18 protein-coding genes and 1 pseudogene are annotated in these 23874 nt (G+C 62.5%); 9 read left to right on the top strand and 10 right to left on the bottom strand.

What is annotated here, in order from left to right; translation table 11 throughout:
- Positions 1-3 precede the first annotated feature (3 nt).
- The 3 genes from VL598_RS10895 (at position 4) to VL598_RS10885 (ending at position 4454) form a co-directional block, all read left to right on the top strand.
- Entirely contained in the window at positions 4-3318 is a 3315-nt protein-coding gene (locus VL598_RS10895; protein WP_325326723.1) for an efflux RND transporter permease subunit, read from the top strand.
- 114 nt (positions 3319-3432) lie between these two features.
- Entirely contained in the window at positions 3433-3810 is a 378-nt protein-coding gene (locus tag VL598_RS10890; protein ID WP_325326722.1) for a hypothetical protein, read from the top strand.
- Positions 3811-3815: 5 nt separating this feature from the next.
- Positions 3816-4454, top strand: coding sequence for a hypothetical protein (locus VL598_RS10885; RefSeq protein WP_414718700.1), 639 nt, complete (start codon positions 3816-3818; stop codon positions 4452-4454).
- Between the two features lie 100 nt (positions 4455-4554).
- Here the strand turns inward: VL598_RS10885 and VL598_RS10880 are convergent, their stop codons facing one another.
- Complete coding sequence (locus VL598_RS10880) at positions 4555-5115, bottom strand: peroxiredoxin (protein ID WP_325326721.1); 561 nt, start codon at positions 5113-5115, stop codon at positions 4555-4557.
- A gap of 243 nt (positions 5116-5358) precedes the next feature.
- Here VL598_RS10880 and VL598_RS10875 point away from each other — a divergent pair, with 243 nt between their 5' ends.
- Both VL598_RS10875 and VL598_RS10870 read left to right on the top strand, forming a co-directional pair.
- Positions 5359-7230, top strand: coding sequence for a putative bifunctional diguanylate cyclase/phosphodiesterase (locus VL598_RS10875; protein WP_414718701.1), 1872 nt, complete (start codon positions 5359-5361; stop codon positions 7228-7230).
- A gap of 30 nt (positions 7231-7260) precedes the next feature.
- Positions 7261-8715 carry an HDOD domain-containing protein gene (locus tag VL598_RS10870; RefSeq protein WP_325326720.1) on the top strand — a complete coding sequence of 485 codons (1455 nt, stop codon included), beginning with the start codon at positions 7261-7263 and terminating at the stop codon, positions 8713-8715.
- 145 nt (positions 8716-8860) lie between these two features.
- Here VL598_RS10870 and VL598_RS10865 read toward each other — a convergent pair whose 3' ends face one another.
- The 3 genes from VL598_RS10865 to VL598_RS10855 all read right to left on the bottom strand — a co-directional run bounded on the left by VL598_RS10865 (position 8861) and on the right by VL598_RS10855 (position 11435).
- Positions 8861-9298 (bottom strand): Hsp20/alpha crystallin family protein, encoded by a 438-nt coding sequence (locus tag VL598_RS10865; RefSeq protein ID WP_325326730.1) that lies wholly within the window; start codon positions 9296-9298, stop codon positions 8861-8863.
- 333 nt (positions 9299-9631) lie between these two features.
- Positions 9632-9997: a nuclear transport factor 2 family protein gene (locus VL598_RS10860; protein ID WP_325326719.1), complete on the bottom strand. Its 366-nt coding sequence runs from the start codon at positions 9995-9997 to the stop codon at positions 9632-9634.
- 118 nt (positions 9998-10115) lie between these two features.
- Positions 10116-11435, bottom strand: coding sequence for an MFS transporter (locus VL598_RS10855; protein ID WP_325326718.1), 1320 nt, complete (start codon positions 11433-11435; stop codon positions 10116-10118).
- Positions 11436-12081: 646 nt separating this feature from the next.
- Here VL598_RS10855 and VL598_RS10850 point away from each other — a divergent pair.
- The 4 genes from VL598_RS10850 (at position 12082) to VL598_RS10835 (ending at position 16479) form a co-directional block, all read left to right on the top strand.
- Positions 12082-12393, top strand: coding sequence for a DUF4148 domain-containing protein (locus VL598_RS10850; protein WP_325326717.1), 312 nt, complete (start codon positions 12082-12084; stop codon positions 12391-12393).
- A 169-nt stretch (positions 12394-12562) separates the two neighbouring features.
- Positions 12563-12766: a hypothetical protein gene (locus tag VL598_RS10845; protein ID WP_325326716.1), complete on the top strand. Its 204-nt coding sequence runs from the start codon at positions 12563-12565 to the stop codon at positions 12764-12766.
- 1335 nt (positions 12767-14101) lie between these two features.
- On the top strand, positions 14102-15649 hold the full coding sequence (locus VL598_RS10840) for a methyl-accepting chemotaxis protein (protein ID WP_325326715.1): 1548 nt from the start codon (positions 14102-14104) through the stop codon (positions 15647-15649).
- Between the two features lie 215 nt (positions 15650-15864).
- Positions 15865-16479, top strand: coding sequence for a carboxymuconolactone decarboxylase family protein (locus tag VL598_RS10835; RefSeq protein WP_325326714.1), 615 nt, complete (start codon positions 15865-15867; stop codon positions 16477-16479).
- 273 nt (positions 16480-16752) lie between these two features.
- Here the strand turns inward: VL598_RS10835 and astE are convergent, their stop codons facing one another.
- The 6 genes and pseudogenes from astE to VL598_RS10805 all read right to left on the bottom strand — a co-directional run.
- Entirely contained in the window at positions 16753-17898 is a 1146-nt protein-coding gene (gene astE / locus VL598_RS10830) for a succinylglutamate desuccinylase (RefSeq protein ID WP_325326713.1), read from the bottom strand.
- On the bottom strand, positions 17882-19222 hold the full coding sequence (gene astB, locus VL598_RS10825) for an N-succinylarginine dihydrolase (RefSeq protein WP_325326712.1): 1341 nt from the start codon (positions 19220-19222) through the stop codon (positions 17882-17884). Before astB ends, astE begins: the two co-directional genes overlap by 17 nt.
- A gap of 24 nt (positions 19223-19246) precedes the next feature.
- Positions 19247-20710 (bottom strand): succinylglutamate-semialdehyde dehydrogenase, encoded by a 1464-nt coding sequence (astD, locus tag VL598_RS10820; protein WP_325326711.1) that lies wholly within the window; start codon positions 20708-20710, stop codon positions 19247-19249.
- A gap of 61 nt (positions 20711-20771) precedes the next feature.
- Positions 20772-21827: pseudogene (astA, locus tag VL598_RS10815) on the bottom strand (arginine N-succinyltransferase); the annotation flags it as partial.
- Positions 21824-23011, bottom strand: coding sequence for an arginine/ornithine succinyltransferase subunit alpha (gene aruF, locus VL598_RS10810; RefSeq protein WP_325326710.1), 1188 nt, complete (start codon positions 23009-23011; stop codon positions 21824-21826). The gene aruF and the pseudogene astA, both read right to left, overlap by 4 nt.
- 31 nt (positions 23012-23042) lie before the next feature.
- Positions 23043-23874: aminotransferase class III-fold pyridoxal phosphate-dependent enzyme (locus tag VL598_RS10805; RefSeq protein WP_325326709.1), on the bottom strand; the 832-nt coding region annotated here is incomplete at its 5' end.

Raw genomic sequence — 23874 nt, 5'->3', positions numbered from 1 at the left:
GCGATGAACCTGTCGCGACTCTTCATTTCGCGGCCCGTTGCGACCACGCTGCTCGCGATCGGCGTTGCACTGGCGGGCCTATTCGCCTTTGGCAAGCTGCCCGTCGCCCCTTTGCCGCAAGTCGATTTTCCGACCATCGCCGTACAGGCGCAGATGCCGGGTGCAAGCCCCGAGACGATGGCAACGAGCGTCGCGAGCCCGCTCGAGCGACATCTCGGACAAATCGCCGATGTCACCGAAATGACATCGCAAAGCTCTGTCGGCTTCACGCGCATTACGTTGCAGTTTGGACTGTCGCGCGACATCGACGGCGCCGCACGCGACGTGCAGGCGGCCATCAACGCCGCACGTGCCGATCTGCCGACGAGCCTGCGCAGCAATCCGACCTATCACAAGGTCAACCCCGCGGACGCGCCGATTCTGATCCTCGCACTCACCTCGCCGACGCTGCGCGCGGGCAAACTTTACGATGCGGCCTCGACGGTACTGCAACAGGCGCTCTCGCAAGTCGACGGCGTGGGTGAAGTCGATGTGAGCGGCTCGGCGAACCCTGCTGTGCGCGTCGAGTTGGAGCCGCAAGCGCTCTTCCATTACGGCATCGGCCTCGAGGATGTGCGCGCGGCGCTCGCCTCCGCGAACGCGAACAGCCCCAAAGGTTCGATCGATTTCGGCGAGCGCCGCGTGCAGCTCTATACGAACGACCAAGCCACGCAGGCCTCGCAGTACAAGGATCTCGTCGTCGCCTATCGCAACGGCGCCGGCGTGAAGCTCTCCGATGTCAGTGAGGTTGTCGACTCGGTCGAGGATTTGCGCAACCTCGGACTCATGAACGGCGCGCACTCGGTGCTCGTGATCATTTACCGCCAGCCTGGTGCGAACATCGTCGACACGGTCGATCGCGTGGTCGCCATGATTCCTCGTCTGAAGGCGGCACTGCCGGCCGCCATCGACGTGACACCGGTTGCCGACCGCTCGCTCACGATCCGTGCCTCGCTGAAGGACACGGAGCGCACGCTCTTGATCGCGGTCGTGCTCGTCGTGGCTGTGGTGTTCCTTTTCTTGCGCAACTGGCGCGCGACGCTGATTCCCAGCGTTGCCGTGCCGATTTCGATCATCGGCACATTCGCTGCGATGTACCTGATCGGCTACTCGCTCGACAATCTCTCTCTGATGGCGCTCATCGTCGCCACGGGTTTCGTTGTTGATGACGCGATTGTCGTGCTCGAAAACATTACTCGGCACATCGAAGAGGGCATGCCGCCGATGCGGGCTGCCTACCTCGGGGCGCGTGAAGTCGGCTTCACGGTGCTGTCCATCAGCGTCTCGCTCGTCGCCGTGTTTTTGCCGATTTTGCTGATGGGCGGCATCGTCGGCCGGCTTTTTCGCGAGTTCGCGGTAACGCTGTCGCTGGCGATCGGCGTCTCACTGCTCGTCTCGCTCACGGTGACGCCGATGATGTGCTCGCGGCTGTTGCGCGCACGTGGCACGGCTCGGGAGGAAAGCCGATTGACGCGCTGGCTTGAAAGCGGCTTCACCGGGCTCACAAACGGCTATGCGCGCACGCTCGGCTGGGCGCTCGCTCACCCGCGCATCGTCATCATGACCCTCATCGCGACGATCGCCCTCAACGTCTATCTCTACGTCTCCGTGCCCAAGGGGTTCTTCCCGCAGCAGGACACCGGAAGACTCATCGGTGGACTTGTGGCCGACCAGGCTACCTCCTTCCAGCTGATGAAGGAGAAGTTTGCCGAGATGATGCAGATCATCCAGCGCAATCCCGCTGTGGATTCCGTTACAGGATTCACGGGCGGGCGCCAGACCAACTCAGGCTTCATGTTCATTGCGCTTAAGCCGAAGGGTCAGCGCAAGATGTCCGCCGATCAGGTGATCGCGCAACTGCGGGGGCCGCTGTCTCACGTCGCTGGCGTACAAACTTTTTTGCAAGCGGTTCAGGACATTCGCGTCGGCGGCCGGATGTCGAGCGCGCAATATCAATTCACACTGCTCGCCGACTCCACGACTGATCTGTACCAATGGGCGCCTCGGCTCACCGAAGCGCTCCGGCACCGGCCCGAGCTTGCGGACGTCAACTCCGACCAGCAACAAGGCGGGCTTCAATCGAGGGTCGTAATCGATCGCGCGAGCGCGGCGCGCCTCAATATCACGCCCTCGCAAATCGACAATACGCTTTACGATGCATTTGGCCAGCGCCAAGTCTCGACGATTTACAACCCGCTCAACCAGTATCACGTGGTTATGGAAGTCGCGCCGCGCTATTGGCAAAGTCCTGAGATGCTCAATCAAATTTACGTGAGCACCGGGGGCGGTAACTCGAGCGGCACGCAATCGAGCGGCTTTGTGGCTGGAACTGTCACGGGGCCGCCGGTGCAAACGGGACAATCAGGACAATCGGGCGGCGCATCGACAGGCTCGAGCACCGCGACAAGCGAGAGCGCAGCGACGATTGCGAGCGACACGGCCCGCAATCTCGCCAACAACGCGATCGCAGCCAGCGGCCGCTCGAGCGCATCGACGGGCGCGGCTGTCTCGACATCGAAGGAAACGATGGTCCCGCTTTCGGCGATTGCCGCCTTTGGGCCGGGAAACACGCCGCTCTCGGTCAACCATCAAGGCCAGTTCGTGGCAACGACGATCTCATTCAACTTGCCACCCGGCAAATCACTGTCGGACGCCTCCCGCGCAATCGACGAAACGATGATCGCAATCGGCATGCCGCAGACAGTTCGCGGCAGCTTTTCGGGCACCGCACAGGCCTTTCAGCAGTCGCTTAGGGATATGCCGCTGCTCATTCTCGCGGCACTCGCGGCGGTCTACATCGTGCTCGGCATACTTTACGAAAGCTACATCCACCCCGTCACGATTCTCTCCACACTGCCCTCGGCGGGCGTTGGCGCGCTGCTCGCACTGTTGCTCTTCAAGACGGAGTTCAGCATCATCGCGTTAATCGGCGTCATCCTGCTCATCGGGATTGTGAAAAAGAATGCGATCATGATGGTCGATTTTGCGCTCGAGGCGTCTCGTCAAGGGCTTTCGTCGACTGATGCGATTGCCCGCGCTTGCCTCTTGCGCTTTCGGCCGATTCTCATGACGACCTGCGCGGCACTGCTCGGCGCACTGCCGCTCGCCTTCGGCAGCGGCGACGGGGCCGAACTGCGCGCACCGCTCGGCATCTCGATCGTCGGGGGGCTCATTGTGAGCCAGATCTTGACCCTCTACACGACACCCGTCGTCTACCTCTACATGGACCGGCTACGGGGCGCGTGGCGGGGGCAAGAGCCGGCCGCTCGCCCGCAGTAAATCGCGGAAACAATTGTGAAATCGTGTGTTATGGCACTGTTGCCCCGGATGGCATAGCCTGTATATCCGGGACGCCGCAGCTGACGGCGAATTTAATCGAAAAGGAGAAACATCGTGCGATGGCGAACAGCTGGATTCGCGCTCGTTGCCACGGCTGCGGTTTGCTTTAGCAGCGCTGCCCAAGCATGGGTGCGCGTGGGCGTTGGCGTGGGACCGGGGTATTGGGGGGGTTACGGGGGTTACTACGCGCCGTACGGTTACGCGCCTTACGGGTACGCGCCGCCGGTCGTCGTGCCGGCCGCGCCGGTGGTCGTTGAGCCGCCCCAACCGGATGAATACGTCGAGCGCCCGCAGGAAAGCGCACCGCCCGCTTCGAATTCATCGGGCACTTGGTGGTACTGCGCGGAAAGCAAGACGTATTACCCCTATGTCAAAGAATGCCCCAGCGGCTGGCAGCAAGTCCCGGCGGCTCCGCCTTCACCGAACCAGTAAGCAATATGAATCAATCGACTGCTCTTTCCACGGCTCGACGTGCGTCGCGCGTACGCGCTGCCGCACCGGCGGCGCTCCTCGGCCTCGCCGTGCTGGCCGGTTGCACCGTCATGCCCACGGGGCCGACGGTCATGGCGCTGCCCGGCAGCGGCAAATCGTTCGATCAGTTCCGCGCTGACGACGGGTCGTGTCGTCAATATGCTTCTCAGCAGGTTGGCGGCGTGACCACGCAGCAGGCGGCCACCACCAGCGCCCTCGGCACTGCCGCCATCGGTACGGCCCTCGGCGCCGCGGCTGGCGCTGCGTTCGGCGGCGGCCACGGGGCGGCGGTGGGCGCAGGCGCAGGCCTGCTCGCAGGTGGCCTGGTCGGCGCCGGCAACGCCCAAGGCTCCGCCTATGGCGTCCAGCGCCGCTACGACTACGCGTACGTCCAATGCATGTACGCAGCCGGCGAGCGCGTGCCCATGCCGCGCGGCGCAGCCAGCGGCTATCGCCAACAATACAGCGGACCGCCGCAATCCAGCGCACCGGGCTACTACGCGCCGCCTCCTCCGCCGCCGGGCGCTCAGGAAGAGCAGGCACCTCCTGAGTCCGCGGGTGCGCAGGGATATGATGCTCCCCCGCCGCCCCCGCCCCAGGACTGACCGCTGAGCGCCGGCGTTCCCTGATTGCACTCACGGGACGCCGCGTGTGCCGCCTTCGGCGTGGGCTCCCAGCCGCGCCGGAGGCCCGGCGCGGTCGAACTCAAGGCTGGCGATGCGTCTGTGCCCAGCGCTTCACCACATCGAGCGTGTTCTTGACGTGCTGATCGGGCGAAAGCGATGTGTATTCGTAAAGAACCGTGCCATCAGGCGCAATCACGTAGGACACCCGGTTCGCCGTTTTCATGAACGGCAGTGCCGCGTCATAGGCGCCGATGATGTGGCCGTCTTGGTCGGCCGCGACCGGGAACTTGCTGCGGCATTCGCTGACGGAAAAGCGCTCGAGCGTGTCGATGTTATCGTGCGACACGCCGATGACCGTCGCGCCGTACCGTTTGAAATCGTCGACGGCATCGGCAAAGAGATGCGCTTCGATCGTGCAGCCCCTCGTAAAGGCGGCCGGATAGAAGTAGAGGACGACGGGGCCCCGTTTCAGTGCGTCGGCCAGCGAATAGTTATAAACCTTGCCGCCCTGCGCGGCTTGCGTCGTGAAATCGGGGGCCTGCTGGCCAGCCTTCAACACGGCCAGTGCATCGAAAGACCAGCTCAAAAGACCCGCACACAGCACGAGTACGCCCGCGCGACGGCCGATGCTTCGTTTCATTCGTTTTCCTGATGTGGTTGCGGCAGATAAATGTGCCATGCGCCATTGAACCACGTGCGAGCGCGTTGCGCTGCGCTCTCGGCTCGCAGTTCCGTCTTGATTGGACTGACCGCTAAAGAAATGCTGCGCCGCGCCGTTAAAGCGTAGATGTGAGGTATGGCGACGTACGCGCGCCTTCCTGCCGCGTTACCGGGCGCCCTGTTCGGCCGGTTCAAAGTCAGTCGTCAGCGAGAGACAATGGAAGTGGAAGGAAAAGGCAATAGCGCCGTGCGGCTCGGTTCGTTACGCGCGGCGATGGATCTGTTTTGGCGTCGGGACCGGTCATCGCGCCCAAGCCGCGCCGGCGGCACGGGCGCAACGCTGGCTGCCGCCCTCGAGCCGATCGTCGGCGCCGTCGATTTCGTCGCTCATGTCGACGCGAACCTGCGCTTTGTTTACGTCTCCGAGGCGAGCCTGCGCTTCGTCGGGTACGGGCGTGAATACTTGCTGGCGGTAACGCTGCATGAACTCGTCGCAGCGGCTGACACGGTGGCCCTCGACGCGCTTGTCGCACGGGCGGCTGCGAGTGGCGGCGTCGAGCGGGCGACGCTGCATCTGATGAAGTCGCTCACCTACCCGATCCCCGTCGAGTTGCGGGTCATGTCGAGCACGTACGAGGGCACACCGGGCTTCGCCATCTGCGCGTTCGACGTGACGAGCTGGCGTGAGACCGAAGCACGACTCACCGATGCGCTCCACAACGACAGCATGACAGGCCTTGCAAACGGCACGGCACTCGGGGCACAGATCAAGACCGCGCAGGATGAGGTCGATGCAACCGGCACTGGGGCCGCGTTGTTGCTCGTCGATCTCGACGACTACCAGCGCGTGAACCGGGCGTTGGGGCACGATGCCGGCGATGCGCTGTTGCGCGACACGGCACAGCGTCTCGCGAGCCTTGTCTCGCCGGCCGAAACGCTCGCGCGCGTGACGAGCGACGAGTTCGCGCTGCTCTTGCGGGCCGCCACGCCCGGTGAAGCGGCGCTCGCCGCCGAGGCGCTCGGCCGGCGCCTCATGGCGGCCGTGCAACAGCCGTATGCATTCAACGGACAGCCCGTGCACCTTTCGGCCAGCGTCGGCATCGCGCTCTATCCGGAGCTACAGAGCGACGCTCGTGCAGCGCTCAATGAACAGTGGCTGCGCCGGGCCGATCACGCGCTCGCCCAGGCCAAGGCATCGGGCAGCAATACGCTGGCGTTTCACACACCCCACGACGACGCGGCCGGCGCGGAACGCCTCAAGCTCGAGGCGGACCTTTACGACGGCGTGCGCAACGGCGAATTCTCACTGCATTTCCAGCCGATCACGAGCAGCCAGACCTGCGGCGTCGTGGGCGTGGAAGCGCTGATCCGGTGGCATCACCCTGTGCATGGGCTCGTGCCGCCGTCGACATTCGTGCCGCTTGCCGAGTCGATCGGCCTTATTCACTACCTGGGCAACTGGGTATTGAAAGTCGCGTGCATGCAGGTCGTGCAATGGGACACGCAAGGTTTTCCGTTGCAATACGTCGCGGTCAACGTGTCACCCCAACAATTTCACGACCCGCGTTTCACACAAAACGTGCGCGACGCGTTGACGCTGACAGGGCTCGATGCGAGCCGCCTTGTGCTCGAGATTACCGAAAGCTTGCTGATGCAAGACCCGGCACACGCCAAGCAGCTCTTGGAGGAGCTTACCGCCATCGGCATTCGGTTCGCCGTCGACGATTTCGGCACTGGCTATTCCAGTCTTGCCTATTTGCAACGTTTTCCTCTCGCCAAATTAAAGATCGACCGCAGTTTTGTCGAGAACCTGCTAACCTCTCGCAACGATCAGGCGATCGTGTCCGCGGTGGTCGGGCTCGCTCAAACGCTCGAGCTCGAGCTCGTCGCGGAGGGCGTCGAAACCGAGGAACAGCGGCAGCTCTTGACGCAGATGGGCTGCGATCACATCCAAGGATGGCTAGTCTGCAAGGCGCTGCCCTCGGAAGAGCTTGCGCAGCGCTTTCACGCGCGCACGCTCCGGCTGCACGACGCCGAACTCACCGCACGGATCCAGGATCAGGCATTGGCCGCGGCAACCCTCGCCAGACAATGAAATGCATACGGTTTTGATGAGATTGACGACATGGTAAAGGCGGCGCTGCTCGACAAGCTGTGGACGCAAATCAGCGAGCGCGGCGACTTTCCGATGCTGTCACAGTCGCTGCGCGCGACGATGGCCGCAATCAACAACGACGACCTCGACCTCTCGGCGCTCGTCCAAGTGGTCCTCTCCGATTTCGCGCTGACGCAAAAGGTGCTGCGGCTCGCCAACTCGGCGATGTACATGGCGTTCGGCGGTAACATCACAACCGTCACCCGCGCGCTGATGGTGCTCGGCATTGACGCCGTCGGTCATCTGATCGTCGGCCTCAAGATCGTCGATCACTTCCATCAAAGCGCACCGCACCGGATCGACGCCAAGCTCGAATTGAACCGCGCGATGTTGTCGGGCTGCGTCGCGCGCAAACTGACCGAGAACCTGGATCTGCGCACGAGCGAAGAAGCCGTTGTCTGCACGTTGATGCGCCAGGTCGGCCGACTGCTCGTGGTCTGCTATCTCGAGGCCGAGTGGGAAACGATTCGCCGCCGGGCCGAAAGCAGTACCCTGGACGAAAACGCCGCCTGCAGGGCGGTGCTCGGCGTGAGCTTCGAGGAAATCGGCCTTGAGGCCGCCGCGCGTTGGCGGCTGCCCGAGACCATTTGCGGCGGCATGAAAAGCTTCGAGCCCGATGCCGACGAACCCGAGGATATGCGGTGGCTGCGCGCCGTCACGAACTTTTCGACCGACGTCTCCAATGCCCTTACCGCGCCCGGCGCAGCCCCGCATGTCGTCGAAGCGCATCTCGCCGAAGTCGCGCGCCGTTATGGCGATGCGCTCTCAACTGAGCCGGAGGCGCTGGTCGGCCTGTCCATCGCGCTCGCGCGCGAAGAAGCCGGCGAGGGGGTGATGGGCGAAATCGTCGAGCTACGCGCCAATGCCGATGCCATTGCGCGCGCCGGCATCAGCGCCGAGGCGCGCATCGCTGCCGGCCTCGAGGATCTGCGCGCCCTGCCCTCCGAGAATGCCTTGGCTCCGGTGCTCGCGCTCGCCTCCGAAACAGTGCTCGCCGGGCTCGGCCTCGCGCGGGCCGTCGTCTTCGTGCGCCAAGCCTCGGGGGTTTTCGCAGCAAAGCTCGGATTTGGCCGCGACGTCGAAAAGCTGTTGCCGAAATTGCGGTTCGACGAGGCGTTCAAGCCCGATGTCTTTCACCTTGCCATCGCAAACTCGGTGGGCATCTTCATCGAAAACGCGCACGAAGCCAAAATCACCGCGCGACTGCCGCACTGGTACCGGGCTGCCTTCGCCGACGCTCGCGCGTTCGTGCTGCTTCCGGTCCCTGCGAACCAATCGACCGTTGCACTGCTTTATGGCGACTGGCTGCATTCCCATCAACCGCGCAAGATCTCGCAAGAAGAAATGAGTGTGCTCAACGAACTCGCGCGCGAACTCGGCCGGTTCTTTGCGCACGCGCCGATGCGCGAAGTCGAAACGCTTTAGATTAGGGGTTCTCAGGGGTGCAGCCCCCCGAGAAGATCGTAACGCGTTTTGGCGCGGACTCTTGCCGGCGGGGGCCTTTCTCGTTCGCCCTGCCTGAATGGCACGCCATTGGGTGCACTCGCATCGCGACACGCGGGGTCGATCGTTAGCTGATTTGCAGATGCTTGTGCGCTGAAGTCGTCTTCTTGGGCAACGTCAGCGTCAGCACACCGTCCTGATACTGGGCGGTGGCAGCGTTCTCGTCGATATCGGAATCGAGCGAGAACGAGCGGCTGATCATGCCGGAATAGCGTTCACTGCGAATCAAGCGCTCGCCTTCCTTCATCTCTTTGGTGCTTTCGGCTTTAGCGGTGATCGAAACGACGTTGCCGTCGATCTTCACATCGATGTCTTTTTTATCGACGCCAGGCAGGTCGGCTTTGACCATATAGTTGTTTTCGCTTTCGCTGACGTCGAGCTTGACCTCCGACAGCGGCATATCGCCGGTGAGCGATGCCAACGAGCGCATCGGCCTGAAAAACCCTTGGAAAATGTCCGGAATCGATTCGATCGAGAGCGGATCACGACGCATCGGGCTGTTCATCGCACTTTCTCCTTCGAACAACGTTAAGGAAACTGCGCAACCCGCCGAGCGGCGGCCTGCGAGCAGGATGAAGGACGCGCATCTTTCATACCTGCTTGGGCCCGATGCCCGATTTTTTTGGGTGTCCACATTCCGCGGTTGATTTGTCATTGTCCAGCGCAATGGAAACGGCGGACTGCAAGTGGCTACCGAGGTGGTATCGCAGAACGGCCTTTTGTCGCCGTTTGCCAGCCCTGTCACACGGTCGGTCATTCGAGCGGCCATTCCACTCAAACAGCGGACTGCCAAGCTCGCACCGTGCTGAATCGGTCATCGGCTTCTTTGGGGCATCGGTTATGCGAGGTTGGAATCGAGGAAGACATAGAGCGCTGCGATCTTCCCATCACGAACGATGATCACATCCAAGCCCGTATAGTCGGGCGCTTCCCCACGTGGGCCAGAACCCCAAGCCAGACGACCGGCGTTGTGGAGAGTCTGAGGTTCGCCGTGCGGTGTATAAGCGAAGTGCGGATGCGTTGCGCGAAGATCCCCTGCAAATTTATCGATTGCGTCGTGCCCGACGAATACACCCGGAGGCACGCAGAGCACGCAGTCCTCGGTATAGAGCTCCTCGATAGCCGCTCGACGACGCGTTGCATCGCCTTCACCGAAGACTTCCTGGAGGTTGCGATAAAGCAGCTCATGGGTAGGGTCATTCATAACGCATCTCCCGCGTAAGGCTCATCGTCGCTGCTTGCCCGCTGCGCGAAACTCGCGCTCGGTACGGCGAGCGCGAAAACCAGCGAAAGTGTGTTGCACCTGCGGCTTGTGGCCGTGCTCAGCGCAACGCCTCGTTGTAACGATCGCGCAGCGGAATTAGCGTCAGCAATCCAAGCGCTGAGCCGAACATCACGTAGTAGCAAATCGAGAGCGGATCACCTGTCGTCATCGTAAGCCACTGCACGATTGCCGGCGCGAAGCCACCGAAGATCATGACGCCTACGTTGTAGCTGACCGCAATCCCCGTCGAGCGTACGTTGGCCGGGAACAACTCCGAAAGAAACGCCGGGTAGGAGCCCTGGTGGAACGAAAAAATCACGGTCAGCAGCCCCTGGCAGGCGATGAGCGACAGGAGGCTTGGATGCTCAGTCAGGAACAAGAAGGCCGGATAAGCCACGATAAACGTCAGCGCCATCGAGGTCACCATGATCTTCTTGCGCCCGATTCGATCGGAAAGCGCACCCGCGAACGGGCTCAAGAAGAGATAGCAAACCGAGCTGATCGAGGAGCTGATCAACGTATCCGCCAGCGGCAGATGCAGGGTGTGCGTTGCGTGACTCGGCATGTAGAGCAGGAAGATGTAGGTGCCGACCGTGTTGAACACGGTCAGCCCCATACCCACTACCACTGGCACCCAGTGCCGCGTCGCGGCATCGCGAACGGGACGATCGCTCAATTCGCGCTCGCGGCTCTTTGCGACGAATACAGGAGACTCTTCAAGCTTGCGCCGCAGCTGAAGGCCAATCGGCACGATCAAGAGACCGGCAATGAAGGGAATGCGCCATCCCCAGCTCAACAGATGCTCGGGACTCAGCGAGCGCGTCAGCACCGCGCCGAAAAGCGAGCCCAACAACATGGCAGTGGCTTGCGCCACCATCTGATAACTGCCGAAATAGCCGCGGCGGTTCGCCGGCGCATATTCGACGAGCAACGCCGTCGCGCAGCCGACTTCACCGCCTGTCGAAAAGCCCTGCAACAACCGGCCGAGGAGCATCATGATCGGCGCGCCGATACCGATCGCTTGGTAGGTCGGTGCAAACGCGATAAGTGCGATGCCGATCGCCATCAGCGATATGGTGATGGTGAGCGCGGACTTGCGTCCCGCGCGGTCCGAGATGGCGCCAAGCACCAGGCCGCCGACCGGACGCGTCAGGAAGCCGACGCCGAACGTTCCCCACGTTGCCAGCATCGAAACCGTCGGATTCGTTGCGGGGAAATACAGCTTGGCGATGATGACAGCGAAAAAGCTGTACACCATGAAATCGAACCATTCGAGTGCGTTGCCGATCGTAGAAACGACGATCACGCGCCGGCCGGACGTACGATTTTCCAGCGCGCGCTCAGCGGACACGCGTGCCGCGTCGGAGACAGTGCTCATTGGATACTCCATGGACAAACGAATCGCGTGTCCACTGATGGATTGACAAACCTGAAGGCAATGCACAAAACGCGGGTTGGTTTAGGTGCTGCAAACCAGGAGGATGGGCTGAAGCGTGTGCTTCTGCTTCTAGCGCGAAGTGGGAGGATATACAGATCTGAGCGAGAGATTCAAGAAATCAACAACACGTTGCATGCAAATCTTTCGCAATGCATTCATATAGCTTTCTATTTTATGAACGGAGATGTCTTGCCGTCGCCACTGATTGCGCCGTCGATCACCGGCGAGCGCAATCGCGTTGCGCAACTAAGGACGGAGTAAGTCAGCCAAACCTGGTCGGCCGCCCCGCGCACAAGGTTTCCTTTCCCTTTGCAATGACCGTCATGCCCAGGAAGCCGCTGTCGCGAGCGCAGTTCAGAGAGCTGCTGCGGGTCGGCTACGCTCGGCTGCGTCGGGCGGCAATCGGCCAGGCCACGAACAGTCGTTCGACCAATCAAGCCCCACTTTAAAAGCAAACTATAAGGTTGATAAGAACTATCAACGTGCCAACAACAATAGTCTCTGCTTATAATTACCTCCATGTCGTCGCGCACCTTGTTCGGCGATCAACAATCGCCCTTCGCGGCCAAGAACTGGAGGTTTCACCATGCTCAAGTCACTCATTCCCGCCCTCGCGCTCGCTTCGGCCTTGGCCACGCCTGTCGTATCGTTCGCTCAATCGAACGAGCCTGTCACTCGTGCGCAAGTGCGCGCCGACCTCGTCCAACTTGAGCAAGTCGGCTATCACGCCAGCGGCGGTCACACGACCTATCCGGTTGAAATACAGGCGGCAGAAGCCAAGGTGGCTGCGCAGAACGGCGCAGCAAGTGGTTACGGTGGTGTCGTAGCGGGTTCTTCGGAAGCAGAACGCCCGGCCGCCGTGTCGATGGCCGACTCGAACACGTACCGCCACCATTAATGTGCTGATTTCGGACGCCCGGGCAGGTCGCCACAACGATCTCGCCCGATCGCACCGCCCCCCCTTCTCGCCCTCTCAAAGATTGTCCCACTACTGCGGAAACGCTCTACCAGCAGGCCAGCTGGAGTTCGAATACCCAGCAGGTGGAGAATTGAACAAGGAAGCTATCATGTTGGCAGCCGCACTCGCGCTGGTCCGTATTTCTCGCGCCCCGCAGTCCTTACCGACGTCTGCAACTCGTCGCTCGCGTTCGGTCGTCGCGTTTGCCAATCGTGATGAAAGCGACTGGCGGCGCGCCCAGTTCCTGGCTCACTCCAGCGACCACGACGAACACGCCGCACGCCTAAACGCAACGGTCTATTTCGGCGCTTGATCGCGTCGAGTCATCAGGAATCGCCAGGCAACAACCCGCTACCGAATGAACGCAACGAGTGCTGGAAGCATGATGGTCTCCTCCATGCGTTGTGCCTTTCCCTCGTCGGTTGCGCTCGTGCAACGACCATGTGGCAACCCGCTTGCCGCATCTTCGGCCCGAATCGCTCATGTCATGAGGCGTGCCCAGACGCAAGGGCGAGATGCCCCGTGTCCAGCGTGTGCTGTGCGATCATGGGTTCCTCGTCGGTAGCCGCGCGCAGCGCGAGCACCCGGAAATTACCGTCTCGTTGCTTAGGTTTCGCGCTTCGTCGAGCTCCACGCCAAGCCATGCCATGCCATGCCGGCAAGAACGCGCTCACGGATCAACGCGCGTTCTCGCCAATGCCCCCTCTGCCCCCGTGAACACGATCGCGTCGCGCGGCCGCCAGCCCACGCACCTCGCGCCGGATGCGGGACACGAAGTAGCCTAAACCTCATCCTCGAACTCGAGCACCGTCGGCATGCCCGCCTCCCAATGCGCGACGTAGTTGTTGCCACATCAGGACCTGAGGTTAGATCGCATCAGTCGCATAGCTGAGCCAGTCAACTGCCCAGCTTGCGGCTCCGCTCTCCGCTCGCGTGCGCAGCCGCCCGATTTTGCGCTCGACGTTCCTCTGCATATCGTCGGCAAAGCGCTCCGCGCCACGTCGCAGGCGATCAACGTGACCTCATGCCACGTCGGACACGGAACGGCTTGCCTTGCGCTGGTCCGTGAACGCTCGCGCGAAGGTCTCGACATTCTGCGAATAGCGCTCGAATAGAGTGCCAAAAGCGTCGAAGCTTGGATTAACACGACTGTCCGTGATCATGCCCTCCTTTAGCGTTCGTTCCCGGCTCCGTTTCGGTAGCTGAACAATCGCCAATGCGAGGCTAACCAGTCCGCCTTCACACTCGCCGGGCATCGTGACAGGTGGGTGGGTGACAGCGAGACCGTGAGCCAGCAGGAGGCTCTGCGCGGGCGGCGGCATTCCAACCAGACGAGAACCTACGAGCGGCGGAAAGCGCTCTCCGTAGCCATGTCGTGGCGCCTCGCCCTTATTTTCTTTGGGAGCGCGCCAGCCGCCATTGCCGTGGCCGGCCCATTTCACTCATTTTTGGCTCATGCGCACCTGAAATTTCGGTCGTTTATGCCGATAACAATACTAGCGAGGTGTTCGATAACCAGCTTATCGAGCCGAATGCATAGAAATCAGCGCTGATCGTGTCGGCGTGACTCCTAGCGTCTCACTCGCAGCCTCTGCGCGCGACGATTTTTGTTTGCTCGTGGCCTGTTCCATACAAAGGTTTCACAAATATGAAGTTGTCTTTTGTTCAAAGGCTCTGGCTCCCGCTAATCCTGAGCCTGCTTTGTCTCGCCGGTGTCTCGATCTACAACGCATACCAGACGAGAGAAATGCGCCTGGACGAGCGCAAGACAAACCTGAAAAACGCGTCGGAGATCGCCCTAAGCGTCGTCAAAACGCTTGGCGATCAGGCGGCCGCCGGCTCCATACCTATCGCGGAAGCCCAGAAACGGGCCATGGACAGCGTCCGGAAAATGCGATACGGCGATAACGGTTATTTCGTGATCATCAATTCTCAGCCGACGATGCTGATGGACCCGCCAAGACCAGCACTGGAGGGCAAAAACGTCATCGACAACAAGGACCCGAACGGCGTTCCTTACTTCCGTGACATCGTCGCTGTTATCAAAAGTGACGGCCAGGGCTTTACCACGTATTCCTTTCCCAAACCGGGGAGTACCGAGGCATCTCCGAAGGTCGTCTACGCCTTGTCCTATCAGCCTTGGGATTGGATTCTCACGACGGGACTTTATGTCGACGACCTCGATGCAGCATTCCGCTTAACGCTCTACCGAAGCCTGGGGAGTCTGGTCATACTGGCCGGCGCCCTCTCGGCTGTCGTGTTCCTGCTCAACCGGGGCATCCTCCGCGCACTGGGTGGTGAGCCGTCCTACGCCGCCGAGATCGCGAGCCAGATTGCCAGTAACGATCTGACTGCCATAGTGAAGACGGCACCGAACGACCGATCGAGCCTGCTGTTTTCGATGAAGTGCATGCAGGAGCAGCTCACGCATACGATCGGCGCGATCAAGATCTCAGCCGACTCGATTGCCACGGCCACGCATCAGATCGCGGCGGGCAACCAGGACTTGTCGCAGCGCACCGAAGAGCAGGCCGCGTCGCTCGAGGAAACGGCATCGAGCATGGAGCAAATGACCTCGACCGTCACCCAGAATGCCGACAACGCCAGTCAGGCCAACCAGCTCGCCGCGCAGGCCGCTCAGGTGGCGCAGCAAGGTGGCACCGTGGTGTCACGTGTGGTGGAAACCATGGACGGCATCAACGCCAGCTCAGACAAGATTGCCGAGATCGTTGGCATCATCGAAGGCATCGCCTTCCAAACCAATATTCTTGCGCTGAACGCGGCTGTCGAAGCGGCGCGCGCGGGCGAGCAGGGCCGTGGGTTCGCCGTGGTGGCCTCGGAAGTGCGCTCGCTCGCGCAGCGCTCATCGGTAGCGTCCAAGGAAATAAAGGGGTTGATCCAGGAGTCCGTCGAACGCGTGCAGGCCGGTGCCGGCCATGTACGAGAAGCTGGCGCGAAGATGAGCGAGATCACCCTCGAGATCCGGCGGGTGACCGACATCATGGCTGAAATCGCCGCGGCTACGCAGGAACAGAGCAAGGGCATCGGCCAGGTTAATCAGGCCGTCACGCAGATGGACGAAGTCACGCAGCAGAACGCGGCGCTGGTCGAGCAGGCGGCGGCCGCCGCCAGCTCGCTCGAGTCTCAGGCGGCCGATTTGAGAAAGTCCGTGTCGATTTTCAAGCTGGATGTTTAGCACTAGCTGGAAGAAGACCGACTTTGGCACGCACGCGCTGGCCCGGCTGCGCGCGCGTGCGAAGTGACCCGGCCGCTAGCGCAATGCCGGCCCCGGGCACCGTAGGAATCCCCGTCCTTCCCGCGTTAGCGGCAGCCACCGATAGAGGGCGGGGTGGATGTCAAATGTGGTTAATCGGTAGCCTCATCATTTTTAATTTTTAGTGAGTAGTCCCCATGATTTCTCGTTTTACTTTGTTGGTTGGCGCCATGCTCGTCACGAGCCAAGTCTTCGCGCAAGAGCGCCTACCGACAATCCCGCCCGCTCATTACACCGCCGAGCAGAACAAAGCGAGCGAGGAGTTTTTGGCAGCACGCAAAACGCCTGTGTTTGGCCCGTTTGAGCCGATGATGTACAGCCCCGAGGTCATGAACCAGGCTCGTTCGATGGGTGATTACCTTCGCTTCCATTCGTCGATCGGCAACACGCTAAGCGAACTCGTTATCCTCGTCACGGCGCGCGAGTCATCGCAGGATTTCGAGTGGAGCTTCCATTACCCAATTGCGCTAAAGGCCGGAATTTCGAAGAGCATCGTGGATGCCATCGCCGATGGCCGGCGGCCGACTGGAATGAGCGCCGATGAGGACATCGTCTACGATTTCACGACCGAAATTCTAAAAAACAAAAGCGTCTCGGACGCGACATTCCATCGAGCGGAGCAACGTTTCGGCAAGCAGGGCACCGTCGACATCACTGCCATCGCGGGCTATTACTCGTTCCTCGCGATGCAATTGAACATGGCGCGTTACGAACCGAAAGACGGTCCTCGCCTTCCACGTTTTCCGAATTGATTAAAGAAGCGCGTCAAGCATCGTTCCTTCAGGGCCGTCGTCTGTGCCGGGCGAGTAGCCCACCAGCAGAAAACGATGCCCGCTGCGTCTCCCTTTGGGGGACGGCCGCGGGCTTTTTCTAAACGGCGCCCTGCCCTCCATCGCCGGTCGATCAACGTTTTGCGCGTAGTGCGGAAAGATAGGTCGGCCGAGCGATGCATCGCAGATACGTGCCCTACCGTTGCGAGGCAGCGGAGTACCCGGGTATCAACCAACAAACGCAGATACCTTTTATCAAGGCGCCGACGACCTTTGCTCGGCCACTCCGGCAATCGCCTCCGGTGTCGTTTCAACGACCACGAGCCCGGCCCGCAAGCCCGGCTTCACGGCCGGATTGGGGAACACGATCCGCTCCTCATCGCGCGAAACAACGTACTCATAGTCTCCATCGACTGCCAGCACCGTGCCCTTGCAAAACGGCGTGAAATTGAGCACGTCGGCAGCGATTTTCAGTTCAAATCGCTCGCTGAGCTTCGTAATTTCATCGACCACCGTGAAAACGCGCGGCATTGGCGACGTGCGCTCAATGGGCGCGCCAGAGATCAGCGCACGCACGCCGTTGTCCGCGGCCGCGAAACGCGCGATATCGTTCTGCCCGAACGGACGGACCCGGCCAAGCTCGAGCGTGCACGCAGTCGCACCGAACGTTTCCGCCGTGTACTGCGAAAAGGTGTTGCCCTTCGCGGTGTGCAACAACACCGCGGCAATCCCCGCCTGACTGAGCCAGTCGAGCATCGCCTGCGACGGCGCATTGCCCGTGTGCGGCAGCAACGCAAACTGCTCGAACACCGAACCGCGAATCGCCGTATGCATGTCGAGGTGCCAACGCGCATCGGGTCTGCCGTCGGCGCGCATGCCTTGCTCGAAAAAACGCGCGGTGGCGGCCTCGAGCGCGGCCGCACGCGGCGACTCCCGGCTCGCCGCGAGCTGAGTGTGCCGGCCGCGAAAGAGCCGGTTCAAATCATCGTCGAGATACCGGGTTCCAGCGCGCATGGCGTCCAAGTTGCCCAGCACGACCAGCAGCCGGCATGCGAGTGGCAAGACGCCGAGCGCCAAGTCGGCGACGAGCCGCGAAAGCAACTCAATGGGCGCCGTTTCATCACCATGCACGCCGGCAGAAAGCAGCACGCTCATGGTCGCATCGCTTGAGCCCGTAGTGCGGACTGCCCCCACTCCTGCCTGCGAGTCCGCGCTCCGCAACAAAGGCGCGGCGGCCGTCGACGGCTCCAGCTGCAAGATGCCCTCACCGTGCCATACATAGCGCAGCCCCACCGCGCATTCACCGGAGGCCTCTTCGCCGTTCGGCCGCGCGCCGGACAGCGTGAAGCTCAAGAAATCGGCGAGCATCGGCGAAAGACGCCGTTCAGCGCTGGAAGTCATAGAGCGATCCGATGCCTAGAATCTGCGTCAGTTCGTCCAAGGCTGTACGCGATTCGGCGATGAGCGCCGGATCCGCCAGGTCCTCGGGCGCGAGCCGATCGCGATAGTGCTTGCCGATCCATGCGTCGAGGTGCGCAAAAAGCGCATCGTCCATCCACACGCCGGGCCGCACGGCCTTACGCTCGGCCTCGTTGAGAACGACGCGCAGGCGCAGACAGGCGGGGCCGCCGCCGTTTCTCATGCTCTCGCGCAAATCGAAAACGAGCAGCTCTGCGATCGGCCCGCCTACGCCCACGAGCTCATCGAGATAAGCCGACACGCGGGGATGCTCGCGGCACTCCTGTGGCACGACGAGCAGATCGCGCCCGTCAGGCCGCGTCAGCAGTTGGCTGTTGAACAGATACGAAGAGACCGCGTCTGCGACGGTGACGCGTGCGCTGGGCACTTCGATCACGTTCAAAGCCGCGCTGAACTTGGCAAGTTGCGCACGCAACTGCTCCAGTACGACCGGCTGATTGACGAAGGCACGCTCGTGGCAAAAGAGCGTCTGGCGATTGCCCACCGCGATCACATCGTTGTGGAACACGCCCTCGTCGATGACTTCGGGATTTTGCTGCACATAGACGGTCGCATCCTCGCCCAAACCGTGCCGTTGCGCGACGGCACGGCTTGCTTCGAACGTCTGGCGGGCCGGATAGCGCTGTGGCTGGGGCCCGTGCCGATATTCGCTGCGTCCATAGACGAAAAACTCGACGCCGGGCTCATCATAGGCGGCGCACAAGCGCGTATGGTTTGCCGCGCCTTCGTCGCCGAGTGCTGGCGTGCCGGGCAAGGCCTCATGCACGACGAAGCGCGTCTCGTCCGCAAAGATGGCCCTGAGCGTGCGACGCGTTGCCTCGTGCTCGATCGCACGATGGAGTTTGCTCGTCAGATTGGCGGGCGTGAAATGCACGCGGCCGTCCGCCGTATCCGCCGAGGGGCTCACCGTCGCCGCGTTGGCCGTCCACATGGCCGATGCCGAACTCGCCGCGGCAAGCATTTCCGGTGCCTCCTTGGCGGCACGCTCGATGACGCGTGCGTCGGACCCGGAGAAGCCCAGCTCCCGCAACAGACGCAGCGACGGCCGCTCCTGAGGCGGTAGCACGCCCTGCAAGAAGCCCAGGTCGGCAAGCCGCTTCATCTTGCGCAGCCCCTGCTTCGCCGCGGCCTGCGGATTCGCTACCGCTTTTTCATTCGTCTGCGACGCTACATTGCCGTATGAAAGCCCCGCGTAGTTGTGCGTCGGGCCTACGAGTCCGTCGAAATTGGCTTCCCGTGCTTGCATGATCCTTCGTGGTCCCGTGCTGTGTCAGAAATGCAGGCCCGGCGACAAGCTCGCCGGCATCTGCAGCCCCGCGCTTTCGATCGAGGCTACTGGATAAGCGCAATAATCGGCCGCGTAATAGGCACTCGGACGATGATTGCCCGAGCGTCCCGTGCCGCCGAACGGTGCCCCCGAGGACGCCCCGTTCGTCGGCCGGTTCCAGTTCACGACGCCGGCGCGAATCGCGCGATGAAATTGCGCCCAGGCCGTCTCATCGTCGGCCAAGAGACCGGCGGACAAGCCATACGCGGTGTCGTTGGCGCGCTCGACGGCCTCATCGAAACTCGAGTAGCGAATGATCTGCGCGAGTGGGCCGAAGTGCTCCACGTCGGGCAAATCGGATACGTCGCTGACATCGAGGATCGCGGGACTGACGAAACCGAGCTGCGGATCGCGCTGCTCCATCGGCAGCAGCACGCCAGCGCCCGCTCGGATGAGCGTGTCCTGCGCGGCCAAGAGGCGCGCGGCCGCGTGCGCCGACACCACGGCACCCATGAAAGGCTGCGGCTCGGCGTCGTAAAGGCCGTAATCGATGCGGGACGTTACCTCGACGAAGCGCTCGAGGAAACGATCGCCGAATGCGCCACGCGGCACGAAGATCCGGCGCGCGCACGTGCAGCGCTGCCCGGCCGAGAGATACGCGGACTGGACAGCGTGATGCACCGCCGCGTCAATATCGGCCACCTCTGCGACGACGAGCGGGTTGTTGCCGCCCATTTCGAGCGCGAGGACGATCTCCGGGCGCCCGCCGAACTGCTGGTGCAGCAGCGTGCCCGTCTCGGCGCTGCCCGTGAACAAGAGCCCGTCGATCTGGCGATGTCGGGCGAGCGCGATGCCCGTCTCCTTACCCCCTTGCACCAGGTTCAACACGCCCGCAGGCAAGCCGGCATCGCGCCACACGTCCACGGTTGCGCGCGCCACCTCGGGCGCGAGTTCCGACGGTTTGAAAACGATGGTATTACCGGCGATCAGCGCCGGCACGATATGACCGTTCGGCAGGTGTCCGGGGAAGTTGTACGGACCGAAGACAGCGACGACGCCGTGCGGCCTGTGCCGCAGCACCGCAGTGCCGTCAGCCATCGGCGTGCGCTTCTCGCCGGTACGCTCGCGATACGCCGCGATTGAGATGTCGACCTTGGCCGCCATCGAAGCCACTTCCGTACGCGCCTCCCAAAGCGGCTTGCCCGTCTCGCGGCCGATGGCGTGCGCAAGCGTTTCCTTGCGCTCGACGACGAGTGCAGCGAAGCGGCGGATGATTTCGCAGCGCGACTCGATCGGCATTGCCGACCAGCTCGCGAACGCGCGACGCGCACTCAGCACCGCGTGCTCGACCTCGCCGGCCGTCGCGCTCCCGCCCTTCCACACGACTTCGCCGGTGCCCGGATTATGCGAAGCGAAGGCGCGGCCGCTCGCCGAGACCCATTCACCGTTGATGAAAAGCTCTGTCATGTCGATCGTCCTCAATCAACCCTGCTTGGGCTTGGGCTTGAGCTTGGGCTTGCGCCCGCCCCAGTGCCAACACCCGCACGCGATCGCCGTCGCGCACGTGAAGGGCGGCAGCCTCGTCGGGTGACAAAACCAAAGTGCCGTTTTCGACCATCGCCGACACCGTGCCGACACGAAAATCCGTCAGCAGCGTGTTGGAGACGAGCGAACGCGGCGCATGGGCCTGTTCATGGGTCTGCGCTTGGTCACGCGCCTCAGCGCTTGCCCCCGAGCGCGCGGTATCCACAACGACAGGCACGACCACGCTCTCACACACCGTCCGCAAATCGTCGATGTGACATTCGAGGACCGGTCCGGCATCGAAGATGTCGACGTGGTTTTCGTAGCGCAGCCCCTCCGCTTCGAGCATCTTGCGCGCGGGGGACGTGTCGCGATGCGTCTTGCCGATGACGGTCTGCGCATCCTCGGGCAATAGATCCGCGTAGACCGGATAGCGCGGCATCAACTCGGCCAAAAACGATTTGCGGCCATGGGCGCTCAGATAGTCCGCGGCGTTAAAGTCGATCTGATAGAAATGCGAGCCGACCGCGCGCCAGAATGGCGACGTGCCGTCCGCATCGAAATGTCCGCGGAGCTCGGCGCAAAGCCGCTCGGGAAAGCGATCGCGAAACTGCGCGATGAACATGAATCGCGAGCGCGACAAGAGGCCGCCCACGCCATGCGCTCGGTAACGCGGAGAGAGGAAGAGCGAGCACACCTCCGCATAGCCCGTGAGGTCATGGGAGATGTTGAGCAGCGACATCTTCGTCCAGACGCCGAGTTCCTGACTCGCATGGACGACGGTGCTCACGCGGTAGTTGTAAAACGGCTGCTCGAGACCGACTTGCGCTTCGATTCCGCATACGCCCGCAACATCGCCGCTCATCGAGTCTTCCATGACAAACAAGTAGCCCGCCTCATGCGGCGCGGCACGTCCTTCCATGGTCTTCTTCGAGCGCTCGATGCGCGCGACAAGCGCCTCGCGATCCGGCTTGAGCGTGGTGAGCCCGGGCCCCGTTTCTCGCGCAAGCGCGAGCAGCGCGTCGATATCTTCCGCCTTCACAGCACGTACGACGATCATCGGCTGTCTCCTCGACGGCGCAACGCGGCATCGCGCGAATCCCGCCCGGGAGCGGAAGCCTCCGCGCCCGTTCCGGTGCTCGCCCATGTGTCACTGGTTTCGTCTGCGTACCGAGAGAGCGGCACGCAGCGCACGGGGTCCCCGTGAACCACGCCAAGGGCTGCACGCGCCGCAGAGGTGAGCGGTGCCCCTTGCCACGTTCCGCGCGGCAGCTCAGCCACCACGCACCCGAAGCGGTCGGCGCGCCCGCTCGCGACAAGGTAGAGGCTCCTGCCTGCGTCGCGGACCATTGCGCCGTCCGGTGATGTTGGCTCGCACGCGCTGGCCGAGGCCCTCTGAGATACTTCATGGACGATGCGCATTTCGTTACGCGCGACACAAGCCGTGCGATCGACATGCGCGGTCAGCACCGGCCCCGCATCGAAGATGTCGACGAAACGATCCGGCTCGAAGCCTTCCTCCAGATGGATGTCGTAAGCGAGCAAGCTCTTCGCGTTCGGCTCGCCGAGCACACGCTGTGCGTTCTCCGGCAGCAGCGGCACGTAAAGCGGATAGCTCGGCATCACCTCGGCGATGAACGTCGCACTGCGCCCGCCCGAGATTTTTTCGACGTCGGGAAAGTCGCGCCGGAAGAACCTGCGGCCAACGGCCTCCCAGAACGGCGATGTGCCGCCTTCATCGCTGACGCCGAGCAGCAGCGAAAACACTTCGGGTGTGAAACGCCGGCGATTGGCGGCGATGTACATCATCCGCGCGCGCGAGAGCAGATGTGCCGCCTCATCGCCCTTCACTGCGGGATCGAGGTAGAAACCCGCGAACCGGCTCTTGCCCGTGAGCTCATGCGACATCGTGAGCGCATGGATCTTGCGGCTCACATGCAGCTCGCGCGAGGCATGGATCAGGGCGTCGTTGCGGAAGACGTAGAACGGGGCTGCGTACCCGGCCGACGCCACGATGCTCGCAGTGCCAAGCAGTTTTCCGGTAGCGCTGTCTTCGAGCACGAAGAGATAGAACTCCTCGCCCGGAAAGTCCACTTCCGCGCCAAACGAATCTTCGGATAGCGCAACGCGCGCCTCGAGCGCCGAGCGGTCATCGGGCAGTGAATGCAACACGGGCCGCGCCGCGTGCGCCATCTGCTCGAGCGCGTCGAGATCGGAAAGCCTCCCCGGGCGTACGTAAAGCATCGTCCCTCCAGCCTTTGTCGGTTGCATGCGTTCAGCGGCCCGTTGTGTCGGCCGTCGCCGCGACGACATCGGCGATCGCCCGCTCGAGACGCGCAAGCCCCTCGTCCATCTCATCGTCTGAAATGACGAGCGAGGGCGCAAAGCGGAGCACGTTGGGCCCGGCGACCAGCAGCATCGCGCCATGTCTCGCCGCGGCGTCGATAAAGTCCTTCGCGCGCCCTTCGTACGCGGCAACGAGCTCGGCGCCGATCAAGAGGCCTTTGCCTCGAATCGTTTTGAAAAGCCCGAAACGCTTGCCGAGCGCATCGAGCCGAGCCGTCAGCATCGCCGCACGACGCTTCACGCCTTCGAGCAGCGCCGGATCGCTCACCAGCTCGACGACCTTCCCCGCGATGGCGGCGCCGAGCGGATTGCCGCCGTACGTCGTGCCATGCACACCGACCTTGAAATGCGCCGCGATGGCGTTCGTCGTCAGCATCGCACCGATCGGGAAGCCATTGCCGAGTGCCTTGGCCGTCGTCAGGATGTCAGGCGTTACTCCCGTATCCATATACGCGTAGAAATGACCTGTGCGGCCGACACCCGTTTGCACTTCGTCGAAGATCAGCAGCGCGTCGTGGGCGTCGCACGCTTCACGCAGCGCGCGCAAGAATTCGGGATCGGCCGGGATCACGCCGCCTTCGCCCTGAATCGGCTCGACGATGACGGCACACGTTTTCGCACCGATCGCCTCGCGCGCCGCCGCAATGTCGTTGTAGGGCAAATGCACGATGCCGGCCGGCACGGGGCCAAAGCCCTCGGCATACTTCGGCTGGCCGCCCACGCTCACCGTGAAGAAAGTACGGCCATGGAACGATTGCGCG

This window comes from Trinickia sp., from assembly GCF_035492435.1.
Lineage (GTDB): Bacteria > Pseudomonadota > Gammaproteobacteria > Burkholderiales > Burkholderiaceae > Trinickia.
This window is presented reverse-complemented; position numbering and strand designations above follow the sequence as displayed.

Bases quoted from the DNA above. Each gene is read 5' to 3' on its own strand.
- VL598_RS10895 (WP_325326723.1), top strand. From the start codon at position 4: ATGAACCTGTCGCGACTCTTCATTTCGCGGCCCGTTGCGACCACGCTG.
- VL598_RS10885 (WP_414718700.1), top strand. From the start codon at position 3,816: ATGAATCAATCGACTGCTCTTTCCACGGCTCGACGTGCGTCGCGCGTA.
- VL598_RS10880 (WP_325326721.1), bottom strand. From the start codon at position 5,115: ATGAAACGAAGCATCGGCCGTCGCGCGGGCGTACTCGTGCTGTGTGCG.
- VL598_RS10870 (WP_325326720.1), top strand. From the start codon at position 7,261: ATGGTAAAGGCGGCGCTGCTCGACAAGCTGTGGACGCAAATCAGCGAG.
- VL598_RS10865 (WP_325326730.1), bottom strand. From the start codon at position 9,298: ATGAACAGCCCGATGCGTCGTGATCCGCTCTCGATCGAATCGATTCCG.
- VL598_RS10860 (WP_325326719.1), bottom strand. From the start codon at position 9,997: ATGAATGACCCTACCCATGAGCTGCTTTATCGCAACCTCCAGGAAGTC.
- VL598_RS10855 (WP_325326718.1), bottom strand. From the start codon at position 11,435: ATGAGCACTGTCTCCGACGCGGCACGCGTGTCCGCTGAGCGCGCGCTG.
- VL598_RS10850 (WP_325326717.1), top strand. From the start codon at position 12,082: ATGCTCAAGTCACTCATTCCCGCCCTCGCGCTCGCTTCGGCCTTGGCC.
- VL598_RS10845 (WP_325326716.1), top strand. From the start codon at position 12,563: ATGTTGGCAGCCGCACTCGCGCTGGTCCGTATTTCTCGCGCCCCGCAG.
- VL598_RS10840 (WP_325326715.1), top strand. From the start codon at position 14,102: ATGAAGTTGTCTTTTGTTCAAAGGCTCTGGCTCCCGCTAATCCTGAGC.
- VL598_RS10835 (WP_325326714.1), top strand. From the start codon at position 15,865: ATGATTTCTCGTTTTACTTTGTTGGTTGGCGCCATGCTCGTCACGAGC.
- astE (WP_325326713.1), bottom strand. From the start codon at position 17,898: ATGACTTCCAGCGCTGAACGGCGTCTTTCGCCGATGCTCGCCGATTTC.
- astB (WP_325326712.1), bottom strand. From the start codon at position 19,222: ATGCAAGCACGGGAAGCCAATTTCGACGGACTCGTAGGCCCGACGCAC.
- astD (WP_325326711.1), bottom strand. From the start codon at position 20,710: ATGACAGAGCTTTTCATCAACGGTGAATGGGTCTCGGCGAGCGGCCGC.
- aruF (WP_325326710.1), bottom strand. From the start codon at position 23,011: ATGCTTTACGTACGCCCGGGGAGGCTTTCCGATCTCGACGCGCTCGAG.